Origin of the sequence: Halomicronema hongdechloris C2206 (assembly GCF_002075285.3) — a bacterium.
In the GTDB taxonomy this organism is placed as follows: Bacteria; Cyanobacteriota; Cyanobacteriia; order Phormidesmidales; family Phormidesmidaceae; genus Halomicronema_B; species Halomicronema_B hongdechloris.
Map to the genome: position 1 here is coordinate 804,234 of NZ_CP021983.2, position 23,184 is coordinate 827,417.

Sequence of the window (23,184 nt, forward strand, 5' to 3'; positions counted from 1 at the left end):
CACATCGTAACGCAATGTAAATACTTGTTGCATTTTCTTGGTAGAAGGGTGAGAACTGCCTAGGTGATTGCCTGAAAACGCTCTATTAGCTGCCGCAGCCGTACCTTGATGGCAATGTACGTAGACACCTGATAGTGTTCAGCCAACAACCACACCACCAGAGTCATATGGGTCAGCAGGGTGATGATGGCCCAGGCAATCGGCCAAGCCAACGCCTCATCTAAGGGTGGAAACATGTAAGCTGACACACTGATCAGGCCGACCGGAGCAATGATGAGCAAAATGCCCACGATCCAGACCATCAGCGTCATATCCAGATCTCCCTGGCGCAGGGATTTCCAAGTACGACCGTTCCACCGCCAACCAGTGGGCTGGGTACCATCGACCATGTGAATGGTCTGCTCACTCAGATTGGCCGCAAACATATGTCGGCAAAAGTCGCAAGAAAACGACTCCATCAGGACCAAGGCGTGAATATGGCCATGGCGGCAGACTGGACAGAGATACTGATTTGTCAGGCTGAGTCGCACTGGTTCGGCTCCTGACCGTTCCCTTCCCTGATGCGTCTGCTGCGGGTTAGATGATAACCAAGCCATAGGAGGAGATGAAGGCAATCATGGGGACATTGCTTAATTGCTTAGAGCATACCGGCAACCACCATGCTACCGATGGTGCGGGTATAGTGTTGGCCATTGTAAGCGAGAATGACAACCGGCTCCTCGGACATCTCAATACGATGGACTCGCACCCGCCCACCCGCTAAGCTATCTCCGACACTGACGTAACGGCTGGTTTTGGCATTGGGTTCTTTCACAATTAAATGGATGCGATCGCCAACTTGCACGACCCCACTGAGTTCAAGGGCATCTACTGGGTTTCGGGCAGGAGAAGACGCTGCCGCTACTGCAGGTGTCTCGGGGGCAACTTCACGGCTAGGTAAGGGGGGCAAGGAAGCCGGGGGGGCAGTGACGGATACAGTTGGCAGGCTCTGGGGAGGCGTCGCCACAGCCACTGGAGTCGTGGTCGCAGCGGTGGCAACTGGCGTCGCCGTCGCCGCGTCTGGACCAGTTAGGGAGGGTCGGGTCAGGGGAGCAAAGGGATCGGTCCGTCCAGCAGTCACCTGGGCTAATCGGGCTGCCTTATCGGATGGCTGTAACAGCCCGGGATCGGCCAATGTCAGTAGTGATGTTGTCGAGGCCAAGGGAGAGGTGAACAAGGGCGGTGCTGGGCTAGTCTCTGTGACGACCTTTGGAGTCGAAACGTCTGCCTGTTCCGGCGAGGCAGTCATCAAGCGCACTAAGCTACCAACGGCCAACGCTAGGCCAACGCTGCCAGCCAAGACCCAGATGACCTGACGATTTGAGAGTGTTTGCGGTGCAGCGGATGGTGTCATTGCCAATTCCCCAGGACTAACCCACGAGCTTCCCTGTAGGATAGCGAATTATTCCTAAAATAACGTTAGATTAACGCCATTTCCTCAGCTTAATAATTTTGCTCAATACGCTCCCTGGTTGGCTGGGTCCCCCTGGCACGCCAAGGCAGCAGATTGTGATGAAATACATCCCGGCGGAGCCATAATCGTATCCCTGCAGTCGAATGGAACGACGATGGTGGTTTTCGGGGTCGTAGTTCATCAGAGATATGCGATCGCTTCTCCAGTTAGAATTCCCTGAATATCGGGTGGAGGCGTATGTCTGCAGATCACACATGGGATAGGGGCGCCCAGGCTATTGGTCGGGGCGCACGGGCTATCGGTCGGGGCGCCCAGGCTATCGGTCGGGCGCCCAGGCTATTGGTCGGGGCGCACGGCCGTGCGCCCCGACGGGCGGTGGGGTACCACGTGTAGGGTTTGCAGAATCGGTGTTAATCCTTCAATGTCGCGGCATCGGCCATAGCTTTTTGAATAGCGTTTGCTGGCCATTGAGAAACGCCAGCAACTCCTCCGATTCCACTGAGCCATCGGGAAACAGGGTGACCAGCTCGCAATATTGCCGGGTGACTAAGGGCATGGGCTTTCTAGGATTCTCAGGATCTTTCACCAGCCGCACTTTGGGATACATGCGATGCCACAGCCGCCCAATAGTTCCCATTTGCCCCGTCATTGATGACCGATAAATTGATCCCTCGGGAATGCCAACCGACGGAATCGCCTCTCGATAGGGGCCATGCAGCCATCGCACCGCTTCACAATCGTCCAGGCCATCGGTTTCACGTCCCCACACCTGCACCCTGTCTGGATGCCAGGCTTCTCGCCAGTTGGCATGGGTATCGGGTTGGGGCGTCACGGTTTGCAACTGCATCCACTCTCGGGCCGCCTAGCGCACTTCGGCAATGAAATCCCCTACTTTTTCCAGCTTGCGCACCCGTACATCCCGTACCTGGGACCGTTTACCCAACCATTCCCAGTGGCAGCCGATCAGCGGTTTGTAGCCCTGGTCATAGTAGTCGGGATAGACCAGACGATGGTCGGCCCGGCGCCAGGATTTGCCAAAGCCACCGAAGACCATGGCAAAGCGGGTCAAGGCTTCAATCAGTTTCGTTAGGGCTTGCCGCTGGGGCTGAGGTAGGTCTCGGGTGAGCCGCCAGAGCAGTTCTCCCTCCACCGTGTAAGTAGGCTGACTATAAGAACCTTGCCCAAAATCATCTAGCTCCAACTGGGTGTCGAGAAAGGCCATACTCAGCAAGCCCACAGTGGCTCCACCCCTAATGCCGCCAAACAGCTCCTGGACCAAACCTTCAGCTTGATCTGCACTGGTTAAGCCGCCAAAGATACGCAGGGCATGGCCCCGGATGGCGGCGCGAAATACGTTGGGGCGAAACTCTCCGGTGCCATCCACTAGCTTGGCAGCCTGACCCTGCCCCTTGAGGCGCGTGCGGTAGAGAATATCGCTGCTGCGTTGTTGGGGTTGACCATAACCGGCACTGACGCGACAGCCCAGCCCCAGGGACAGCGCCGTTTCCCAAATATGCCAGATTTGCTCCCATTCAAGGTCATCCAGGGGAGTAGTGCTGGAGATGCCGACTGCCAGCTTAGGTTTATAGAGGGAGATCTGTATGAATGCCCCGCCTTCCTTCTCTCCAGATTTCACCTGCCACTGCTGCTGGGGATGGACAATATCCACCAGGTTCTGAGTCCAGCGGGTATCGGTGGGGTAACCGCCATGAAATCGTAAAATGCCGGGGCGAAAGTCATCATTTTCTAGTTTTTCGCCGCAGTAGCGATCGCATGTCCCTTCCGGTAATTCCCCCGTCCGTTCCAGCTGCCGAGCCGCCTGGCGGAACACGCCCTTCATGCTGCTGCCGGGGTAAAAGGGCCAACCCCTGGCCCCAATCACCGGACGAATCACCCCATCGTCTTGGCCGCTATTGGTAATGAAGCGCCAGCTCAAGGCATAGGTGCGGGTTTGCACGTCTTTGCCAAAATCAGGCGCCTCTGGATAGGCCTTGTCGACCCATTCATCGGCCCAGCGCTCGGCATCTTGCTCGGGGGCCTTAGGGATCAGCCGCTGCACCTGGCAGCGACCCTCCACTTGGGCCCGAAACATCAGGGGGACTTGGTTGGCGATCGTAGAGGAGTGAGCCATGGGGATACCTGAATCGAGATTTAAACCATCAACCAACCAAACAGTTGGTCTGCGGTGAGGGAGAGGTTAATATCCGTCAGCACTGGCAGGGGAACATCCCCCCTGAGCAACTGCACCCGCTGATCGGACCAAACCACCAGGACCGTTTCTTCCTCCGGGTCAAGCAACCAGCCCAGTTCGGTGCCCTGTTGGGCACAGTGCAGCAGGTTGCCTAACACGCGAGTCTGGCTCTGCTCAGGTGAGAGAATTTCGATCGACCAGTCTGGGTGAATGGTGAAGCGATTGGCGATGCGCCCTGAGGGTTGACGAGGAATGCGGCTCCAGCGAAATACCGCCACATCAGGCACGATGGATCGACCAGCAACCGTACAGCGCAATTCAGGAAAGGCCATGGCGACTTTGGCCGCCTTGGCTTGCTGATTAATCGTTTCACACAGGGTTCCCTGTAGCAGGCTGTGTTCCCCTTGTGGCATGGGTTTCTGGATGACTTTGCCATCGATAAATTCAGAGGCGGGCTTGGTTTCAGGGAGTTTTAGGAATGCTTCCAGGGTGAGCGATGAGGTTGAAATGGTCATGGTCTCTACTCTTCTTCAGCGAGCTCTCCAGCTGCCAGTAGTGTCTCCACCGTCAGGTCCAGCTCTGGAAACGTTGGGGATACCAGTGGCTGATGGCCGACAAACACCGTCTCCTCATACATGCCTTCGTCAAGCTGCAGCACCGTCACCGTTGACTGCAAGGGGTCAACGATCCAATATTCTGGTACGCCCAGGGCGGCATATTCCGTGCGCTTGTAACGGTAATCGCGGCTGACGGACTCTGGACTCACCACCTCCACCGTCAGTAAGGGAGCAGTTTGGCAAATGGCGGATTCATCAAGAAAATTGCTGACCTGCTCTGGAGTTAGTACATAAACGTCAGTCAAACGTGATTTCCGGACGCCGGTACGAATCCCCGCTTCTCGAAAACACAGCCATCTAAAGCCTAAACGACGAATTTCAGTATCGAGGCACTGCTCAATGAATTTAGCTATCAGCATATGCCGAAACGTTGGTGGCGTCATTGCGACCAGTGCTCCATCCACCAGTTCGTAGCGAGCGGCAGTGCCGTCGTCGTAGGCGACATAGTCTTCAAAGCTGATCTGGGTTGTGGCGGTTGACGGTGTCATCACACCCCCTCCAGTACTAAGGTGCTGTGGGTGTTTTTATTCTGGCATCTCCCTAATAGCTGGCAGTGACACCAAGGTGGTAGGGTGGGCATTGTCTCATCTAGAGTTTGGGCTGATGGTGATTGAGCCAAGCAATGCCCGCCGTTTCGCATAGTTGGTGGGCAAGCCAGGATTGTCGTATTTTGCTGAGGTGACCTGTGATGGGATTGCCCACCCTACTTTCCTTGGTTACACTCTGAAACCGCCCCAATTCTGTCCAGGGATATGACAACCATGCTGACATCTGGTGACGTAACGATCCGGCAGGAGTTATCTCAAGTGGGCATAGGTGGCGTGACCCAGTTTCCCTTGCCAGAGATCACTCTACCCAATGCCTGGCCCTTCTTTGGGAAAACAGACCTCCCCCTCAGAGTCGATGAGACGCTATGAAAACAATCCGCAGCCTGCGCCTTAGTCAGCGATTACCCATTTTATTGGGGGTGGCATTGACTGCCTGCGCCCAGATCACCGTCACTGGACTGACCCAGGGAGAACAGGCGAATCAAACCATCACCGTCAACGCCCTGGAGATCAAACGTGGGCGAATTGATACCCTGGCTCGGGTCCAGACCTTTCAAGGTCAACCCGCTGTTGATTCGATTAACGAGCTCGCTATTCAGCTCAGCATTACCGAAGCCAATAATCCGCCGGATTTCAGCGAAACCTACTACTACCTCGCCATCAGTAGCCCCAAAGAAGCCATTCTGGGAGGAACGACCGGTGACCCCAACTATGTCCCTAACCAAATTGGCAAATTAACGTTTCTGACACTTAATCAAGGTGATAACCGAGTCGAAGCCGCCCCCCAAATCGGAGATGCCCATGCAGGCGCATCCTGGTTGGCGAGAGTTGAAGCCGATGATCGGACGATTCCCTGGTCCATTACAGAGGGCGATAATTGCTTTCTGCTCGAAGCGGAGGAGGAAGATTGCTTTGATATGGAAACCCTGTCTCGTCTGCTATTCGAAACCCTGGCAGACTCCATAGAACAGGGTATGCGCAACGATATCCCAGCCATCCAAAGCATTCGCCATCGCCTCCATTTCGTACCGCGAGTGAGTCATCCAGCGATCGGGTTGAATAACCGACCGGCTAAGGGCTTCGGGTTTATCTACTTTGCTCAAATTAATGTGCCCGGTGCCAATTTCCAGGTGTATATACCCATTAATTTCTTGTTTATTGCCAATGTCAATCAGTACATCCTTGTGGTGGACCCGCTCGAATTGGACACCCAGGATCAAAAGACCATTGCCCAAATTTATGTCAAAGAGAATATCGCTGGGGGCATTGATCTCAACCTTACCGAGCAGATTATCCGCGACCAACTCATCGACCAACTCCAAGCTGCTCCCTTACCGGTTCTGATTCCAGGTATTGATTTTTCCGAGGCCCTGTTAACGGCCATGAATGGTGCTGCTGGTAATCCCTCGCAACTCTCCGATGATTTTGATATTTTATTGAGCCCATCTGGGGAAAATCGGGATCTGGCAACCACCATTCTATGGGAACAACTGGTTCCCGGTAATATCCTGCCCCGCAATCAAGTCGACCTTTTCTTCCTGGAGTAACCCGAGCTTGGGTTAAGTCATTCAATCAGAATTCGCTCCCATGGAGCGGCCGTCGTGTGGGTTGAGGCACGAAACCCACGACCCTTTGAATCAGCTTTTGCACCGTGACTGAGTTCAGCTCAAGTTCAGCAGGGAAACTGGCGGCGGGGACGGGGCTGCAGCCAGTGCTTTCAGTCCGGGTACCTAGGCCGCGAAGCCATCGTGGAGCTGCTGGAAGTCGATGATCGCATTCGCGAGATCATGTACGACGGCACCATTACCCAATTGCAACATCACCTCAGCAAAGTCGGCTTCCTATCCTTTCGCGGTGCGGCCATTGAGAAGTTATTGACCGGCGCCACCACCTCTGAAGAAGTGCTCAGGGTGCTTCCCCGCAGTTCTTTGACCCGAAAAACAGCGGCCGATACGGAGGTTTTACAGCTGGTGCCCTCTGGGTCAGACGCATTTGCCGTGGCGTCTGAAAAGCTTACCTATAGCTAAGTTCCTCAGAAAAATGGGCAAGCCAGAATTGTCGCATTTTCCTGAGATAACTGACATTTCGCAGGTTGACAGTATTTTTTTGATGTGCCCGGCTTCTCTACGCTGAGTTTAGGAGAACATCTATAGAGTCATTTCGAAGAATTGGTATTATTTCCTAATTAGAGAGGTTGACAATGTTTTTAGGGCTTCATCTATTCTTTGAAGACCACATTCAGAACTACTTTCACTCCACTCTAGTAATGCATAAGTACGGATACCCTGTGCTGCAGAACTTTTGGGTATGACATTAGAGGGTGGCTTTACTATGAATAGGAGTTGTTCAAACTGAACTTGTGGAAGATTTTGGATTAAATCAAAAAGTTCGTTCCGCTGCTTTATTTCATCGTAAGTTTTAACTTGATCTTCTTCTAAATATTCATCTGATTCTAATTCATTTTGAAAGAAATCCCTAAGGCAGGTCAATAGTGAGCAAACATCATCACTAATTAAAAATCCCCATCTCTCAATGATTTCATTAATAATGTTGATCAATTCGGAAAAATCTTTCTCTTCATATAAACCTATGCAAGTCAATAGCTGACTACCGCAATTATAGATTTCTTCCTCATCGCTGTCTTCACCAGCCTGTAAGATGGAACTAGCAATATCTGCAGCATATTTAGTTGATTCAATGAAATTCATCCAGAATTCATTAATTGCATCTAAAAGGCGATCAGTTCCAGTAGCACAAATTTCATGGTAATAAAATTCTATTTGGTGCTTTTTTAGATAATTCTCATAGCGAGAATATTTTGAATCGTTTTTTTCTAAACAATCTAGATCCTGTCTTATTTCGGACAGCAAATCTTGATAGTGTCTGCTCAGCCTTCGGGAGCATCTCAAAGTTGCAAAAACATCAACAATCGTAGGCTCTATTCAGATAGGCACATCGCACCTGCAAGGCTTGCTGAACATTGTCGGGCACCCATTGAGCGCCTGGGAGTTTCATGCGATGGTCAATCTGCTTGATGGCTGACTCAACTGCACCTGAGCCAATCGAACAGATTTGTTCAGCTTGAAAATAGCCGTAATTCACAATTCGGTGACGATGTCGCTCCAAGTAATCACAGAATCGCCGGGCTTGCTCCAGAGCGCAGTCGGTAAATAACGCCTGGGTTTCATCAACCCGCCCTTCCCATAACAGAGCTTTGGCTTGTTTCAGCCGTTTTAATGAGCCCCCAACTCCATAGAGGTTTTCGACCAAGTGGTACCAATCGAGAATTTCTAAACGGGTTTCCACGGTGGCGATGGGACGAAACACCGCCCAGACGCCCCGATGCCCATCGCCAAGGCAGATGATGGGGTTCGCTAACGGTTGGCTATTTAGCCAGTCTTGCAGCCAGTCATTTGCCTGAAACGCCGCCCCATAGTACAGATTCTCGACCCGAGCACTCTTGTATTCTTTCCAGTAACTGGGTTCGCCTTTTTCCGGATGCCGCAGGCGCACTTTACCGCCATCGACACTGATCTCGGTGACCGTCTGCTTCGCCTCCGGTGGGGTCTCACGTTGGCGTTGCACGAGGCGTTGCAGCGTTGAATGACTCAACGACATCCCCGTTAAAACGGACACGTCGGTTTCGCCTTTCCCATAGCTTTGGCAGGCCGCAACCCGCAACGCACATTTCTCAAAGAGCGGGCTGAGACGACCGTGGGGTTCGAGGCCCAACCGCTGGGCTTGCTGTTCCCGAATCGGGAGGGTCCCCAGAACACTTTTTAGCTGCCGGGGGCGTCCCCGTTGGGTTTGGGTGCACGCTTCGACAAAAAAATTCCCACTTCGGGACTGACGTGCTCCAGCATCTGCTGCCGCACCGTCGTTTCAATGCCTTCAAGTGTGTCAACGGCTTCAGGAGGGCTATTGCGATGCAGAATCTTGGCAATCTCGCGGCTATGCTGGGCTAAGGCGGCTTGGTCTTCGGGGGACAAGAGCTTTTGGGGTAGAGACTACCCTTTCATCTCAGCACAGATGCTGGGTTCTCGCAAAAATGAGATGCTCCCCAGCCTTCGATGAGTCTCTTGCAGTTCAGGGTTGAGCGTCGACCTTCTATAACTAATTGTTTTTTCCCTTATTAGGGAATCATAAAGCCATCCATCAGAACGATGAATTAAAAAAGGAATTGTCGTGAATAATTCAAAGCTAGTTTGTTTAAGTCTTGTACCCACGAGGAGATTATAAATACTTTCATTTATAATTCTAGGGACCGCTAGATCCAAGAATATTTTTCTATTTATCAAGGTTTTACGATTATTGAGATAGCATTCCAATACGATAGTTTCATCTAAATGAATATTATTTTTTGTGATATTCCGCAAATCTTTTACCAAGTCTTTCAGATGAAGAGGAACGCCACCCGTTAACTTTGATATAAATCTCTTGATAATCTCATCTTTAATTCCTTGGTGATCAAGAATTACAGAGATATCATTGGCCCTAAACCGATTTAACTTGACGTCAGATATAAATGAGTCAAATAAGAGCCATGTTTCCCTATCTAGCTTTTCACGACCTGAGATAACCACAATTGAATTTCCTGGTAGCCCTCTACTAGAGCCAACTGTTTCTACTAATCCTATTAGCCATGGATCCAGTATGTTTTTGTTGATATGATAGTCATCAAAAAAAAGTACTATAGGTTGATCAATAGCAGCACTTCTAAGTGCTCTTAGGAGTTCAAATGTTAGAACATCTATAGGGTTTTCAAGTAATTTCCTATCGTCTGAATTTACAATTTCTGACTTAATAAACTTCTTTAGGTCCAAAATCGCTTTCTGAAAGCCTTCTTGAATTTCTCTATCTTGTCCAATTCTATTAATATCAAGACGATTTTTTATCTTTTCCTTCTCAGGAGATATCCTAAAATCATTGATGTTGGTAAGGTTGCTACCGATTAGATCAATATACGCTTCGGGTATGTCCGTGGTATTCTTTAACTTTGACTTTAATCTGATATAGGTTGAATAATGTTCTTCAAAAATTGGATTTGATACCTCAGACTCTTTCAGATCTTCATATATCTTTTGCATTATTGATGGAATATCATTCAGATCTTTTTGGATTAGGGATGTAAATGAATTATTTTCAAGGGCAATATTCCTGAACTCTTTTAATAAGAATGTTTTCCCAACCTTGCTATCTCCATAAATGTTAAAGACATAGAAGCGCTTTCTGGTAGACATTCGAAGATTATTACGAAACCTTTGTCGATATCTATTTCGCCCTGGAAACTCTTCTAGGCGTCTTATATTAAGTAAATCTCTAAGTTCCATTTTCGTGGAAGGATAATGAGGCTAAAAATCAGTGTCTTGGCATCGGCCATAGCTTTTTGAATAATGTTTGCTGGCCATTGAGAAACCCTAGCAGCTGCTCCGATTCCACTGAGTCATCGGGAAACACGGTGACTAGCTCAAAATATTGCCGGGTGACCAAGGGCATGGGCTTCTTAGGGTTCTCAGGATCCTTCACCAGTCGTACTTTGGGATACATGCGGTGCCACAGCCGCCCGACATTGCCCATCTGCCCGGTAATAGACGAGCGGTAAATCGATCCTTCCGGAATGCCGACCGACGGAATCGCCTCTCGATAGGGGCCATGCAGCCATCGCACCGCTTCACAATCTTCCAGTCCGTCGGTTTCGCGTCCCCACACCTGCACCTTGTCTGGATGCCAGGCCTCTCGCCAGTTGGCATGGGTGTCGAGTTGGGGCGTCCTGGTCTGCAGCTGCATCCATTCCTTGGCCGCCTGGCGCACTTCGGCAATGAAGTCGCCTACTTTTTCTAGCTTGCGCACCCGCACATCTCGCACTTGGGACCGCTTGCCCAGCCATTCCCAGTGGCAACCGATTAGCGGTTTGTAGCCCTGATCATAATAGTCAGGGTAAACCAGACGATGGTCAGCCCGGCGCCAGGATTTGCCAAAGCCACCGAAGACCATGGCGAAGCGGGTCAGGGCCTCGATCAGTTTAGTCAGGGCTTGCCGCTGGGGCTGAGGTAGGTCTCGGGTGAGTCGCCAGAGCAATTCTCCCTCCACGGTGTAAGTGGGCTGACTATAGGAACCTTGGCCAAAATCATCCAGCTCCAACTGGGTGTCGAGAAAGGCCATACTCAGCAAGCCCACAGTGGCTCCACCCCTAATGCCACCAAAGAGATCCTGGACCAGACCTTCAGCCTGGTCGGCATTGGTTAAGCCGCCAAAGATACGCAAGGCATGGCCCCGGATGGCGGCGCGAAAGACATTGGGGCGAAACTCTCCAGTGCCATCTACTAACTTGGCCGCCTGACCCTGACCTTTGAGGCGCGTGCGGTAGAGAATATCGCCGCTGCGTTGTTGAGGTTGGCCATAGCCAGCACTGACTCGGCAGCCCAGCCCCAGGGACAGCGCCGTTTCCCAGATGTGCCAGATTTGTTCCCATTCAAGGTCATCCAGGGGAGTAGTGCTGGAGATGCCGACTATCAGCTCGGGTTTATAGAGGGAGATCTGTATGAATGCCCCGCCTTCCTTATCGTTCGATTTGACCTGCCACTGCTGCTGGGGATGGACAATATCCACCAGGTTCTGAGTCCAGCGGGTGTCGGTGGGGTAGCCGCCGTGAAATCGTAAAATACCAGGGCGAAAGTCATTATTTTCTAGTTTTTCGCCGCAGTAGCGATCGCATGTCCCCAGTTTTAATTCCCCGGCCCGTTCCAATTGGTGAGCCGCCTGGCGAAATACGCCCTTCATGCTGCTGCCGGGGTAAAAGGGCCAACCCCTGGCCCCAATTACCGGACGAATCACCCCGTCGTCTTGACCGCTATTGGTAATGAAGCGCCAGCTCAGAGCATAGGGGCGGGTTTGCACGTCTTTGCCAAAATTAGGCGCATCGGGATAGGCTTTGTCGACCCATTCATCGGCCCAGCGCTCGGCATCTTGTTCCAAGGCCTTGGGAATCAGTCGCTGTACCTGGCAGCGCCCCTCCACCTGAGCCCGAAACATCAGGGGAACTTTGTTGGCGGCATCGGTGAGAGTAGACATGGGTCAATAGCGAGAGTTAAGGGATGGACTGGGGATAGAGGCCAAACTCGGCATGAAGAAAGTGGTAGGGCGGGCATTGTCTCGTTTAGAGTTTGGGCTGATGGTGATTGAGCCAAGCAATGCCAGCCGTTGCGAATAAATGATGGGCAAACCAAGCCTGTCGCATGTTGCTGAGGTGACCTGTGATGGGGTTGTCCATCCTACTTCTCTAAAGGACATGGAGTTGCGCATCTACTTATATCGCTGGGTCCACCAGACCAGACAATCGCAGAGTTGGGTCAGCACTGCCAGGGCCAATCGTTGGTCTTCTAGAGTTAACATTTTGCCGCTGGAATCTACTGGAATTTCTCCCCAAAGCTTTTGTGCCATTGCTTTAGGGTCAGAGTCGTTGGGAAGAGTGACATCTGCTGGACCCAGTATGTTAGCCAGTATGTCCCAGGTGGCTTTCCAATACCGGGACTTTTTCTCTTGTTTCCCTTGATGACGCATGTGTTCGCCCCAAAACCGTTCCAACCCATAGGCGACTGATTCCCGCATCTTATAAGATTCACGCAGACAGGCGTCACCTTTTATATCTTTATCGTTATCAATATCTAGCGCCTGAAGCACCAGCCACTGGGCTTCTCTATCGAGTCCGTATGCTTGCCATCCCATAGATATTTCCTCCTCGCATTATGCGTCTGCATCGTCTGGCGTATCGCCAAAATAGTCGCCAGCCAGCGTCACTTCACAGTGACCACAACCGATAGATTCCAAGCCCCCGAAGTACAGCTCTCGCAGGGTGCGATTTTTAAAGGGTTTCCAGCGGGCACTGCCATCTGCGGAAGCGTCCGAGGCTCTGTCATAGTGCGGAACGCTGTCTTTTACAGCAATCGGAAAGATCAAGATACTGTCTTCGGGCAGTGCTTCAAACCCGAAGAAGTTTTCTACTTTTTTGACATCGTCTTCTAGCTTGGTGCGGGTTTGACGATAGAGCGCCATGTCATGAATGATGCTGATGTCTTGATCATCCACAACCACTAAGTTGTCAGGCTGGATCTGCGAGTCTTTGGGAACCCAGTTAGACAGGTCAGGCGTTTCCGCCAAATTATCCAGAAATCCTAAGTTGAAGAAGAGGCGATCGCGGTGTTCCCGCAGCTTTACCGGATATTGCTTTGGTTGGCCATCAGCCGCTGCCTTGGGACGAAGCACTGGCTCAGGCTTGCCAGTAATCTGTTTGTAGCGACGCAATAGTCGGGGACAGCTCACCCAGACCACCGGCTGTCCTGGACAAAAGACTGGAATCCATACCAGGGACGCATACTCAAACTTAACCAGTGCCTCTGTGGTGCCGCCATCTTCCTGACCGGTGACGGCATGATGACCATACCAGTGATTTTCGTTCACCAGCTCAGGCACTGAAATCGATTGCTTCTCGGCTTCCTGCTCTAGCCATTCCAGCCGGGGCAACCGTTTCTTTGGGTCCTCCGGACTGCTGACTTTACGGGCTGTCGCTGCTGGAAGGTCAACGCCTGCTGCCTTCAACGATGCTTCTAAGTGCTGTTGCCGTCTCAGGCGCATATCGGCGCGAAAGCGACCGCGAATGGAGCTGCCGGGGATAATTCCCGTCTGGGTGAACTGGTCGCGAAAGATCAGATTCAGGTTACCGGTTTCTTCGCCGGCGCTGGCCCCCACATGGAGCGGGGCCAGGGTTTCGATGATGCCGTAGGCTCTGTGATACATAGGAAAACGAGAAACAAAGAACGACGCAGAAACACGTAGCGTGGGTTAGGCGCGATCGGGAGGGAAACCGGCGCTGGGGGCCGACATCAGAGCCGTAACCCACGGGGCGCACACGGGAACACAGGAGAATTACGGTAGCGCCCCCGATACGGGCAACGCCAAGCCACAGCCCCAGCGTTTGAGAGAGGGTCCCTCGCGGGGGAACCAGTCCAGGGGCCAGTCTTGCCAGGTGGCATGGTGATCGGGGAACGTGTCTTGCAAGACATAAACGCTGCCAGCCGGGACGGCGTAGCGACCTCGCGACAGGACCTTAGGCTGGTTAGGTTGATGGACATCTTCTCCCTGCTGGTTCTTGCGGTTGCCCAGGCGGTAGCGAAACGTCGTGGGACGTTCCGTGATTAACGTGGCGACATCCCAGAGTTTGGCTAGGTCTCTGTTGATCTCTGCAAGCTGGTGGCGGCTCTTGTCGCCTTTCTTCAGCAGCCTGGGACTACGGTAAGACAGACGGTTTGAGCCCCAAACAGCCGGGGTAATCAAGGCAAAGCTTTTGCCCAACGGATGGGATAGCAGCTTATGGAGTTCAGAACCTGCTGAGATCGGGTGACAGGTGAGCTCTACCATGTGTCCTTCACCGCCGAAGCGGTACCAGCCGTTTTCCACCGAGAGGTTGGAGAGATAGACCAAACACGTCTCAGGATGCATTTGCACCCCATTTTCTAAGAACAGACTGCCACGTTCGCGATCGGCATCGACCCGGCGTTCGTTTTCCATCAGGTAGGGATGGAGATGGGGGGTGTAACGCCAAGGATCACCGTAGACAGTCGGCTCCTGATAGTCGGGTTGCCATTCGTTCAGTTTTTTCCAATCGTTGATGGCGACCCAGGTGCCTCCTTCAGGTTTACCGAGAGCTTTATCTGAGATAGGTTGCCAGCTCTGGCCATCCCACTCCAGGCGATTGACTAACGATCCTTCAGACACGTCGGTTGCATCGTGCTGAGGCTCTAGCTTGGCCAGACAGTTCATGGGAGTAGGAACGTAGATATTTTCTCTATCGGCGGTGTGGGTCCACTGCCAGAAAGGACCCGCCAAACAGAGGGGCTTGAGGATGTCGTCTAGGGCTTGCTTACTCTCGGCGTGCTGAGCGTAGTGGGCCGCGATTAAGCCAGATAAGACGGCGGTACTAGGAGGGAATTGGCTGCCCGATCGCCCCACCAAGTTTTCCGGAGATAGAAATCGCCCGGTACTGCCATAGAGCAGACCCAACGGCTGGATGGTGATCAGGTATTGAAAGGGCGGTAAGGAGGGGCTATCGGTGGTCATAGCATTTTACGGGTGGCTGCTTAGGCGGCGAGTTGGGCCATGTCTGAGCGATTCAGGTGAAAGCCGACTTTGGCCAGGTTGATGACCCAGGTGTTGAAATCTCGCAGTACAAACCTATGGGTGTTAAGGCGCTGCCAGGCATCATTAGAGCTATCGAACTCCGGCATGTATCGCTGAGGGTCACCCAAGATGCCGCTAAAGAGGCGCTTGCCGGTGTTGGGATCATCCCGGTTCCACCAGTTGGATGGATGTCCTAATAGCTGACGATACGGACGACCAAAGTAAACCTCGATCAACCCGAGCGCTACATCAATCTGGGCGCCATGAAAGGCGTGGCGAGCTTCGAGGACAGCAATATCGTTATAGATATGGGTCCAGCCTGGATCGTTGCAGGTTGGCATTAACCCGCTTAAGTCATGGGTATCCAGAGAATCTAGATCCTGCGATCCCGAAAAATCACCTTCCAACAGCCACCAGGGACAGACCCACTCCAAGTGATTACCGCCGTTGAACAAAATGCGAAAGGCGATGCGGTCTTTGCCGTGCCTCTTTGCCGACTTCTCTGCTTCGCGGCAATGCTGCAACACATCTCGCTGGGGCACCTTGGGAGCCGCCCACACAAACCCAACGCTCACCGTGATGGGTTTTGAGTCGTTATCAGAAGTCGGAGGAGCATTGCTCACCGCTGCCGAGGGGCGAGTCAGATCAGGATTCTCCCAAACGTGAGACTTAAAAGTACTGAACCAGTGCAGACACTCATGGGGCTGTATTTCTGCCCGTTCCCGGTAGAGCACCCCGAGAAAGTCATCGCCCCCCGCGTAAATCATGCGGCCATTGCCAGGCAGAATAGGCTCGGTTTGACCATTTCCATCCGCTTGGGGCCATTCGTTCTGGTACAGTCGTTGGCCCCACTGTCGCATTTGGCAACTAAAGTCGGTGTAATCCTCGTCGCTGTGGCAGTGATGGGCCAGATAGTTACCGGCGTTGTCGCCGTCGCCCATGAACCAGCCCGTCCAGTATTCCGGCTCTAGGGCTTGATTCGCTTTTTTATACTTGCGCTTGAGGCGATTTAAATCAGTAAACCTTTGTGGATCTAGTTCATGAGCAATGGCGGTGATGGATTGTAGCTGATCGCGATCGAGGTCATAGTCTCTGACTTGGCTCTGGTAGTTCGTCTGGATTCTTTCAGAAAGGGCTTTGTGGGTGACTAAGCGCTTGACCAGCTCTGGAATGCTCAGTTCCTCGTCTGGATCGACGAAGGCAGCACCGTACTCAATGGCTTTCGTCTCAGGATCAGCAGGCGTGAGTCCGACGGCTTCTATGAATGCCTGACCCAGGGTTCGGCTCAGGGTGGCATAGAAGGCCTCAATTTCAGTCTTTTGCTGCTGGTAGTTGATGTCGCGGGGGCTGAGATACCCTAGCTTGGGCCAGGCGATGCCATCGGCCCCTGACAGAGTTGAGCTTTCACCCGTCCAGTTGACGCCCGTCCAGTTGCGGGAGCGTTTTTTCTCCAGCACTGCCGTTCTCGCGGCTGGGATGGAGCATCCAGTTGCGATAAAGAACTCCCAGGCATACTTTGCCCACAGTCCCCAGGACCGTTCCCAGTAGTAGGCGTCGGATATCTTGCATTCGATCCACTGGCGGCAGGTATCTACCACACACTGCCAGGCAGAGAAGAAAGCCGTTTCAGTCTCTTCCGGCGGCACGTTACCACGAACGAGAATCAGATTCGGCATGCCCTGACGCACATTGGGCAGGGCTGGAGAGATCACAGAGCACTCTGGTTGGGCACTGCAAATCGCCCAGGATAAGAACGAGAGCAGGTAGGAGCTGCCATAGAGGTCTCGCAATTTGCGGGAGTTTTCAATAAAGCCTTGGATAGGAGCGAAGGTAATAGCCGTGTAGACGGGCTTAGACATACCAATAGGGGAAATAGGCAGTTAACACATAATTGCCCACCAACCTAGCCGCGAATGCTGGCAATTTAGGCAGATTTAATGTTTCTTTTGAAATCAGGAAGCCTGGCGCTACGAAGTTGCTCTAATAAGCTTCAGCCCTAGCAATCTCTGAAAAGCTAGGGCGTAGCGTGGGTCGCAGTGCGACCCACCGACCCACGATCATGGTGCGAAGGTTGATGCAAAGTGCCGTGGGTTTCGTGCCTCAACCCACACTACGGTCGCTCTATAGGAGCGAATGCTGATTGAATGACTTAACCCGAATTCAGGTTATTGTTACTGGCTTCTCAAAGCTTGGGTAATCTGAGCCGCATCAACCACTGCGCTAATCAGAGTGCCGCGCATATTGGACATGATGTAGTTGAAATCTTCAGGAAACGTGTTGACCGCTTCGATTATGCCCTTGACGTAAATCACCAGCACCGTTGGTCGGCGCCGTTGGGTGAGTTTCGCCGCCGCTTCCTTGACTAAAGCTTCCTTGCGCTCGGGCGATAGCGACGGCGTCATCAGATCCAGCACAAAGACATGGCTCTCAGGCCAGGCTCGTTCGGGGTCATAGAGAAACGGGGCCATCTGGAATCCGCGTGCGTCTAACAGGTCATACTCCGTGGGGTATCGTTCCGGCTCACCCGCCACAAATACATAATCCACCTGAGTACGGCCAATGGCGGCTTCTCGACCCACCATCTTTTTGATGTAGCCGATCTCCTCATCTACCTTAGTGGCAATCTGGCGATCTACTTCTGAACGCACCTGTTCCGCCACTGACAGCTTCACCTCTTGAATCGTCTGCTGCACTTCCTGGCGAGTGCGGACGCCAACGAAGGCCAGTAGAATGCCCACGACCACAAAGATCGTGCTGATGGCACCAACGAATAGGTTAAAGCTGGTGGTGAGCTGAGCGTGGGACTCTCGAAAGAGCTTAATCAGGTCAGTGGGGGTGGCGGGGTCAGACGTTGCCTGGGCGATGACAGCATGAAGCAAGACCATAGAAGCCAGTGGAGTTTAATGCACCTCAGTATAAATCTCGGGTCCGCCCTTCTTACATAGCCCCTCTCATTTTGGGAAATTTGCTTTCGCCCTGAGGAGAGCCTGGAGCATGGGTCATTTCCCAGGCCGCAAACAGCTATTCTCTGGCCCCGCGAGGACCCATGCTCCTCCAGGAAATAGCTGCCCGCATGCCTGCCGCAAAGGGCATCCAGAGAACCATGGCATCCTCAGAACGGATCGGCTCCCCTGCTCCCCTTGTGAGAGTAGCGGCATCCTAACCCCTGGGCTATGCTGGCCCCATAGCGATCTCCCTCCCCCGACACGCCCCATGGTGACCATCCCGCTTCCCGATGCCCAGCTGATGAGCTTCGACGAGTTCATCGCCTGGAAACCCGACAACCAACCCTATGAACTCCACCATGGCACCCCCATCGAGATGCAGCCCACCGGCGACCACGAAGAAATCATCGCCTTCTTAAATTCAGTGCTGGTACTGGAAGTGCATCGGCTGCAGCAGCCCTTGATGCTGCCCAAGCAAGCTCTGGTCAAACTCCCAGATGAAGACACCGCCTACCTGCCCGATGTGTTGCTGCTGAACCGCGAGGCCTTGCCCCAAGAACCCTTGTGGAAGCGAGCCTCAACCGTCACCCAAGGAATATCAGTGCCCTTGGTGATCGAGGTGGTCAGCACTAACTGGCGCGATGACTATGGCAAGAAACTGGTGGATTACGAGAGCCTGGGGATTGCCGAATATTGGATCGTTGACCACTTAGGATTGGGCGGACGTCGCTACATTGGCTATCCCAAGCAGCCGACCCTCTCGGTCTATCGTCTGGTGGATGACGAGTATCAGGTCCGTCAGTTTCGAGGTCAGGAGCCGATCCAATCCGGGCTATTTCCCGATCTAGCATTAACGGCAACAGCGATTTTTCGAGCTGGGCCATGAGGCTCGGCTCCCCTGCTCCCCTCGTAGAAGTAGGGGCTGGGGGAAGAGGGAAATTGCGAGGTGTCGTGCCTCGAGAATCTGCGGAATAGCGTAGACCTCTACCTGGATTCCGGGTCGCGCTGACGCTTGCCCGGAATGACGGTCATGCTTTCCAATATTGGTTTAGCCGTCACAGGTATCACACTCCCGTCATTCCCGCGGCGGCGGGACTCCAAAGCACCAATCTCGGCAACGACTCAGAGCCCCCTGCATTGCAACGTCCCTTAATGTTGTTACAACGCGACTTGCTTTCGTTACATCAAAAGCTGCTCACGTTCGACCGCGACTTGCTTTTGTTACAACGATAGTTGCTTTCGTTACACCAAAAGCTGCTTTGCATCGAACAATAGTTGCTCACGTTATAACAATAGCTACTCACGTTGTAACAATAGTTGCTCACGTTGTAACAATAGCTGCTCACGTTACAACGAGACTTACTTTCGTTACACCAATAGCTGCTCTCGTTACAGCAAAAGCTGCTTTGCATCGAACGAAAGTAGCTCACGCTCGAACAAATCTACTTCTGAGTCTAAGCCCATCAAGTCACCAAACTCCCTACCCAGCCCGGCGTCTGGCCCGACTAGCCACCATCAGCGCCCAAGCAGATGCTGATCCCCCCTGAGGCTTACTCCAAACGCCAGCGCCTGACCTCAGTAAACTCCCCCAGGTCCACCCTGAAGCCCGCTTAAAAGTTCCCGAGAACTACTCAAGGCTCTTTAGGTTTAAATGCCTAGAGTATAGGAATAGTTCTAACGGGATGACCTACATCAAGGGCCAGGCTGCATCGGCAACACCGACATCAGGGTGTATATCATTCCAGCAGAGCTGTCATATGTTCTTTAGCAAAAGGAGTGCATTATGGCACGCCGTAAACGAAATTCAGCCACCCTTGAACAGGTAGAACGCCGTCTGGAAAGCATCCGCTCCATCGCCACCGATCTAGACCTGGGCGGCGGCCTCAGCGTCCAGAACTTCGCCATCATCGTCGGCGATCTGGCGGCCAAACTGGCAGCCTACAACACCGCCCTCTCCAACATCGACAAAATGGCCGACGATGTTCGCGTCGCCGAACAAGCCGCCAAAACCATGGCCGAGAATATGCTGTTGGGCATCGGCAGCCACTATGGCAAAACCAGCCAAGAATATGGAATGGCAGGCGGGAGCCGCCGTCGAGGTTATCGCCATCCGCAGGTGGCAGATCCGGTCCCTGACCCCGTTACCATACCGGTGGTTGAGCCGTCCCAGAATGGGGCCAGCGCCGAGCCGGTTTTGGTTTAGGGCCTTGGCGTGATGGTTTGTTGAAGCTGTCACTAGATCACACCTTACTTACCCATTAAACCCCAGAGTTCTGAATGAACCCTGGGGTTTTAATCATGACGCCATATCGAAGCAATGCTGAGATCATCGTCAGCGGCAATCGTCGCCCGCCCCAATTCACTTCCTACTATTTTCGACCAGACCTAAGTCTGGATCAATACAAATGTTTTGGTTTGGGAGTTATTTATTATGTGTGACCTTTATGTAGTAAAGCAAGGCACCTGCCTGCGTAAAGAGCATGGACGCTTTATTCTCAATCCGCCTGAAGATGACGGCTTAGAGATTCCTATTCGAGAGATCGAGCGCATCCTGCTCTTTGGTAATATCCAGCTCAGCACTGCCGTGATCGGCACCTGTCTGCAGCAACAGATTCCGGTGGTCTTCCTCAGCCGAACCGGCATCTATAAAGGACATCTCTGGAGTGCTGAGCTTAGAGATTTAGAGGCTGAACGTAACCAGTTCCTGAACTATACCGATAGGACCTTTCACTTAGAAACTGCCCGAGCCATCATTCGCGGCAAGCTCGTGAACTCCAGGCAACTCTTACTGCGCCTCAACCGCAAGCGTCACCTGGAGACCGTCGCCAATGCTATTAGTGGAATTCAGCGAGACATTAATGCTTCAGAGACAGCGGGCTCCGTTGACCAACTGCGAGGCTACGAAGGCATTACGGCTGCTCGCTATTTTCCAGCCCTGGGTCAGTTATTGATCACCCCTGACTTTACCTTTGAAGAGCGCAACCGCCGCCCACCTAGGGATCCTGTCAACTCCCTACTGAGCTTTGGCTACACGCTGCTTTCGAACAATGTCATGAGTCTCATCCTGGCAGAGGGCTTAAATCCCTACCTGGGCAATCTCCACCGCTCCGATAAAAAACTACCGGAGCTGGTGCTCGACCTCATGGAAGAGTTTCGCTCCCCAGTCGTGGACACCCTGGTGGTGACGCTGATTAATCGCCGCACCCTGCACCCCGATGACTTTACCTGGCCCACCGAAACCGGTGGCGTCTATATCGCCGATGCCGCCCGGCGACGGTTTATTCATGCCTTCGAAGCCAATATGAACCAAAGCGTTAAACATCCAGATGTGCAAGAACCGGTGACCTATCGCCGCGCTATTCACTACCAGGTGAAGCGCTATAAACGAGCCCTGCTGGAGGTTATACCTTACCAACCTTTCGTGAGGGCGGCCTAATGCTGGTGCTGATCACTTACGATATTCCCGATAATAAACGCCGCACCAAGTTGGCAACCTTTCTAGAAGGCTACGGACGACGGGTACAAAAAAGTGTGTTTGAATGTTTTCTAACCCAAGCAGAAATGCAGGAGTTACATCGACGCATTCAACGCCGTGTTAATCCTGATGAAGATAATGTGCGCTTTTATTGGCTTACCCCTCAGTCCGTTGCCAAGAGTCTGGCCATTGGCAGCGACCCGCCTACCCCACCTCCCAATGTTTACATCATTTAAATGCCTCCCATCGACGCACCCCTACCAATGGCTGTAGCTCCCATTCTCTCGTGGAGGTGCGTCGATGCCTTGCACCATCAGGGGTTTGAGCATTGGTTGGAGGCTGAAATGCTCGATTTTGAGCATGATGGAGTATCCTGTTTAGCAGGTGCGTCGATTCAACGGCTGAAACCCGCTCCGGGCAAGGCCCCCCAGACGAACTCCCACCGATTGGGTTAATTCGGAATAGTTGGAAACCGCTTGAACACCCGGATCAGTATCCGCAGCGATCGCCCACCGATTGGGTTAATTCGGAATAGTTGGAAACTCACAGTCCTCGCTGAATTCGCTTCATTTTGAGCCACTCACCAACCCACCGATTGGGTTAATTCGGAATAGTTGGAAACTCAGGGAACAAATTGATTTTGCCGTTCACCCAAATTGCGGCATAGATTACCCACCGATTGGGTTAATTCGGAATAGTTGGAAACTCTTTATGCTCTGGTCTGTAGAGCTCTGGATTCAGCATCCCCCACCGATTGGGTTAATTCGGAATAGTTGGAAACTGATTAAGTTCGGGAACACAACCATCTGCAGTGTTATGCCCCACCGATTGGGTTAATTCGGAATAGTTGGAAACCCTCGATGTCCTTGAAGTTTTATAGGCTCTTTAGTATCCGCCCCCACCGATTGGGTTAATTCGGAATAGTTGGAAACCTTCTGCTAAGAAAGGATCCATCGTCAAACACGATAAACCCCCACCGATTGGGTTAATTCGGAATAGTTGGAAACGCTGACGTAGCGCAAACCATTCTTCAGCCAGGAAGCTTGGCCCCACCGATTGGGTTAATTCGGAATAGTTGGAAACCCGTAGGCCCCATTTGCAACTGCGCGAATACAGGATTCCGTGCCCCCCACCGATTGGGTTAATTCGGAATAGTTGGAAACAGCAAGGGTTTCAGCCATTCCTCTCCCTTTGCTATACTCTTCCCCCCACCGATTGGGTTAATTCGGAATAGTTGGAAACTCGGGTATCAGTGCTGCTCCTAGTGCCTTAACCCCAACTCAACCCCCACCGATTGGGTTAATTCGGAATAGTTGGAAACTTTGGAAAGTAGTTTATATAAATTTAGATGACTCCGAAAGCCCCCACCGATTGGGTTAATTCGGAATAGTTGGAAACTAAATACGGGTGGACCTTCAAAGATTTTGATTCTGTTGACCCCCCACCGATTGGGTTAATTCGGAATAGTTGGAAACTTATTCGAACCACTTGGATAAAGTCAACGAACAATTGACCCCCCACCGATTGGGGTTAATTCGGAATAGTTGGAAACGCGGGGAGCAGTCAACAGGTTGGTGAGTTTCTCATGTATGTTGCCCCCACCGATTGGGTTAATTCGGAATAGTTGGAAACCGTAACAGAGGTGGTCTAAGCTCTAAAACCCTTGCTGTGTAGGAGTTCCCCCACCGATTGGGTTTAATTCGGAATAGTTGGAAACAGTTCCTCCAAAAGATGTTTCTCAGAGTGTGGCGACCCCCCCACCGATTGGGTTAATTCGGAATA

At 52.3% G+C, this 23,184-nt stretch carries 22 protein-coding genes, 1 pseudogene and 1 CRISPR repeat array (1 of these 24 cut by a window edge); of the genes and pseudogenes, 7 read left to right on the forward strand and 16 right to left on the reverse strand.

What is annotated here, in order from left to right:
- Positions 1-59: 59 nt before the first annotated feature.
- The 7 genes and pseudogenes from XM38_RS03790 to XM38_RS03815 form a co-directional block, all read right to left on the reverse strand.
- Positions 60-530: a hypothetical protein gene (locus XM38_RS03790; protein WP_088429124.1), complete on the reverse strand. Its 471-nt coding sequence runs from the start codon at positions 528-530 to the stop codon at positions 60-62.
- A gap of 107 nt (positions 531-637) precedes the next feature.
- Positions 638-1,393 (reverse strand): hypothetical protein, encoded by a 756-nt coding sequence (locus tag XM38_RS03795; protein ID WP_088429126.1) that lies wholly within the window; start codon positions 1,391-1,393, stop codon positions 638-640.
- 148 nt (positions 1,394-1,541) lie between these two features.
- A pseudogene (locus XM38_RS28615) lies at positions 1,542-1,634 on the reverse strand (transposase); the annotation flags it as partial.
- Positions 1,635-1,871: 237 nt separating this feature from the next.
- Positions 1,872-2,300: a hypothetical protein gene (locus XM38_RS27415; protein ID WP_202978817.1), complete on the reverse strand. Its 429-nt coding sequence runs from the start codon at positions 2,298-2,300 to the stop codon at positions 1,872-1,874.
- A 15-nt stretch (positions 2,301-2,315) separates the two neighbouring features.
- Positions 2,316-3,584, reverse strand: coding sequence for an RAMP superfamily protein (locus XM38_RS03805; RefSeq protein WP_202978818.1), 1,269 nt, complete (start codon positions 3,582-3,584; stop codon positions 2,316-2,318).
- A gap of 20 nt (positions 3,585-3,604) precedes the next feature.
- Positions 3,605-4,159, reverse strand: coding sequence for a Uma2 family endonuclease (locus XM38_RS03810; RefSeq protein WP_080808787.1), 555 nt, complete (start codon positions 4,157-4,159; stop codon positions 3,605-3,607).
- A gap of 5 nt (positions 4,160-4,164) precedes the next feature.
- Positions 4,165-4,749 carry a Uma2 family endonuclease gene (locus tag XM38_RS03815; RefSeq protein WP_080808785.1) on the reverse strand — a complete coding sequence of 195 codons (585 nt, stop codon included), beginning with the start codon at positions 4,747-4,749 and terminating at the stop codon, positions 4,165-4,167.
- A gap of 273 nt (positions 4,750-5,022) precedes the next feature.
- Here XM38_RS03815 and XM38_RS25705 point away from each other — a divergent pair, with 273 nt between their 5' ends.
- From XM38_RS25705 to XM38_RS03825, 3 genes are all read left to right on the forward strand, one after another.
- Complete coding sequence (locus tag XM38_RS25705; RefSeq protein WP_187329263.1) at positions 5,023-5,178, forward strand: hypothetical protein; 156 nt, start codon at positions 5,023-5,025, stop codon at positions 5,176-5,178.
- Positions 5,175-6,356, forward strand: coding sequence for a hypothetical protein (locus XM38_RS03820; protein ID WP_080808782.1), 1,182 nt, complete (start codon positions 5,175-5,177; stop codon positions 6,354-6,356). The genes XM38_RS25705 and XM38_RS03820 overlap by 4 nt, the downstream gene beginning before the upstream one ends.
- Before the next feature lie 108 nt (positions 6,357-6,464).
- A complete protein-coding gene (locus tag XM38_RS03825) occupies positions 6,465-6,836 on the forward strand; it encodes an ATPase, T2SS/T4P/T4SS family (protein ID WP_449271858.1) in 372 nt (123 codons plus the stop codon).
- A 147-nt stretch (positions 6,837-6,983) separates the two neighbouring features.
- Here the strand turns inward: XM38_RS03825 and XM38_RS03830 are convergent, their stop codons facing one another.
- The 9 genes from XM38_RS03830 to XM38_RS03870 form a co-directional block, all read right to left on the reverse strand.
- Positions 6,984-7,679: a hypothetical protein gene (locus tag XM38_RS03830; protein WP_080808776.1), complete on the reverse strand. Its 696-nt coding sequence runs from the start codon at positions 7,677-7,679 to the stop codon at positions 6,984-6,986.
- A 52-nt stretch (positions 7,680-7,731) separates the two neighbouring features.
- Positions 7,732-8,798 (reverse strand): ISKra4 family transposase gene (locus XM38_RS03835; RefSeq protein WP_088429129.1). Its coding sequence is split into 2 segments (ribosomal slippage): positions 7,732-8,642 and positions 8,642-8,798, totalling 1,068 coding nucleotides; the frame shifts between segments, so codons are not numbered across the junction.
- 18 nt (positions 8,799-8,816) lie between these two features.
- Positions 8,817-10,139, reverse strand: coding sequence for an AAA family ATPase (locus XM38_RS03840; RefSeq protein ID WP_137455005.1), 1,323 nt, complete (start codon positions 10,137-10,139; stop codon positions 8,817-8,819).
- Positions 10,140-10,167: 28 nt separating this feature from the next.
- A complete protein-coding gene (locus XM38_RS03845; RefSeq protein WP_080808773.1) occupies positions 10,168-11,880 on the reverse strand; it encodes an RAMP superfamily protein in 1,713 nt (570 codons plus the stop codon).
- A gap of 231 nt (positions 11,881-12,111) precedes the next feature.
- Positions 12,112-12,534, reverse strand: coding sequence for a hypothetical protein (locus XM38_RS03850; protein WP_080808770.1), 423 nt, complete (start codon positions 12,532-12,534; stop codon positions 12,112-12,114).
- Positions 12,535-12,552: 18 nt separating this feature from the next.
- A complete protein-coding gene (locus tag XM38_RS03855) occupies positions 12,553-13,602 on the reverse strand; it encodes an RAMP superfamily CRISPR-associated protein (RefSeq protein ID WP_080808767.1) in 1,050 nt (349 codons plus the stop codon).
- A 129-nt stretch (positions 13,603-13,731) separates the two neighbouring features.
- Positions 13,732-14,922 (reverse strand): type III-B CRISPR module-associated Cmr3 family protein, encoded by a 1,191-nt coding sequence (locus tag XM38_RS03860; RefSeq protein ID WP_080808766.1) that lies wholly within the window; start codon positions 14,920-14,922, stop codon positions 13,732-13,734.
- A 20-nt stretch (positions 14,923-14,942) separates the two neighbouring features.
- Positions 14,943-16,841, reverse strand: coding sequence for a Cas10/Cmr2 second palm domain-containing protein (locus XM38_RS03865; protein ID WP_080808763.1), 1,899 nt, complete (start codon positions 16,839-16,841; stop codon positions 14,943-14,945).
- Positions 16,842-17,153: 312 nt separating this feature from the next.
- The gene (locus XM38_RS03870) at positions 17,154-17,867 is read right to left on the reverse strand and encodes a hypothetical protein (protein WP_080808759.1); all 714 of its coding nucleotides are present in this window, start codon (positions 17,865-17,867) and stop codon (positions 17,154-17,156) included.
- A gap of 328 nt (positions 17,868-18,195) precedes the next feature.
- On the opposite strand from XM38_RS03870, the gene XM38_RS03875 reads away from it, so the two are divergent.
- The 4 genes from XM38_RS03875 (at position 18,196) to cas2 (ending at position 21,638) form a co-directional block, all read left to right on the forward strand.
- Entirely contained in the window at positions 18,196-18,813 is a 618-nt protein-coding gene (locus XM38_RS03875) for a Uma2 family endonuclease (RefSeq protein ID WP_088429131.1), read from the forward strand.
- A gap of 897 nt (positions 18,814-19,710) precedes the next feature.
- The gene (locus XM38_RS03880) at positions 19,711-20,130 is read left to right on the forward strand and encodes a hypothetical protein (RefSeq protein WP_080808756.1); all 420 of its coding nucleotides are present in this window, start codon (positions 19,711-19,713) and stop codon (positions 20,128-20,130) included.
- A 228-nt stretch (positions 20,131-20,358) separates the two neighbouring features.
- A complete protein-coding gene (gene cas1, locus XM38_RS03885; protein ID WP_088429133.1) occupies positions 20,359-21,363 on the forward strand; it encodes a CRISPR-associated endonuclease Cas1 in 1,005 nt (334 codons plus the stop codon).
- Positions 21,363-21,638: a CRISPR-associated endonuclease Cas2 gene (cas2, locus tag XM38_RS03890; protein WP_080808744.1), complete on the forward strand. Its 276-nt coding sequence runs from the start codon at positions 21,363-21,365 to the stop codon at positions 21,636-21,638. The genes cas1 and cas2 overlap by 1 nt, the downstream gene beginning before the upstream one ends.
- A gap of 201 nt (positions 21,639-21,839) precedes the next feature.
- Positions 21,840-23,184: a CRISPR direct-repeat array (repeat unit 36 nt; unit sequence CCCCACCGATTGGGTTAATTCGGAATAGTTGGAAAC); it runs 10 nt beyond the window's last position.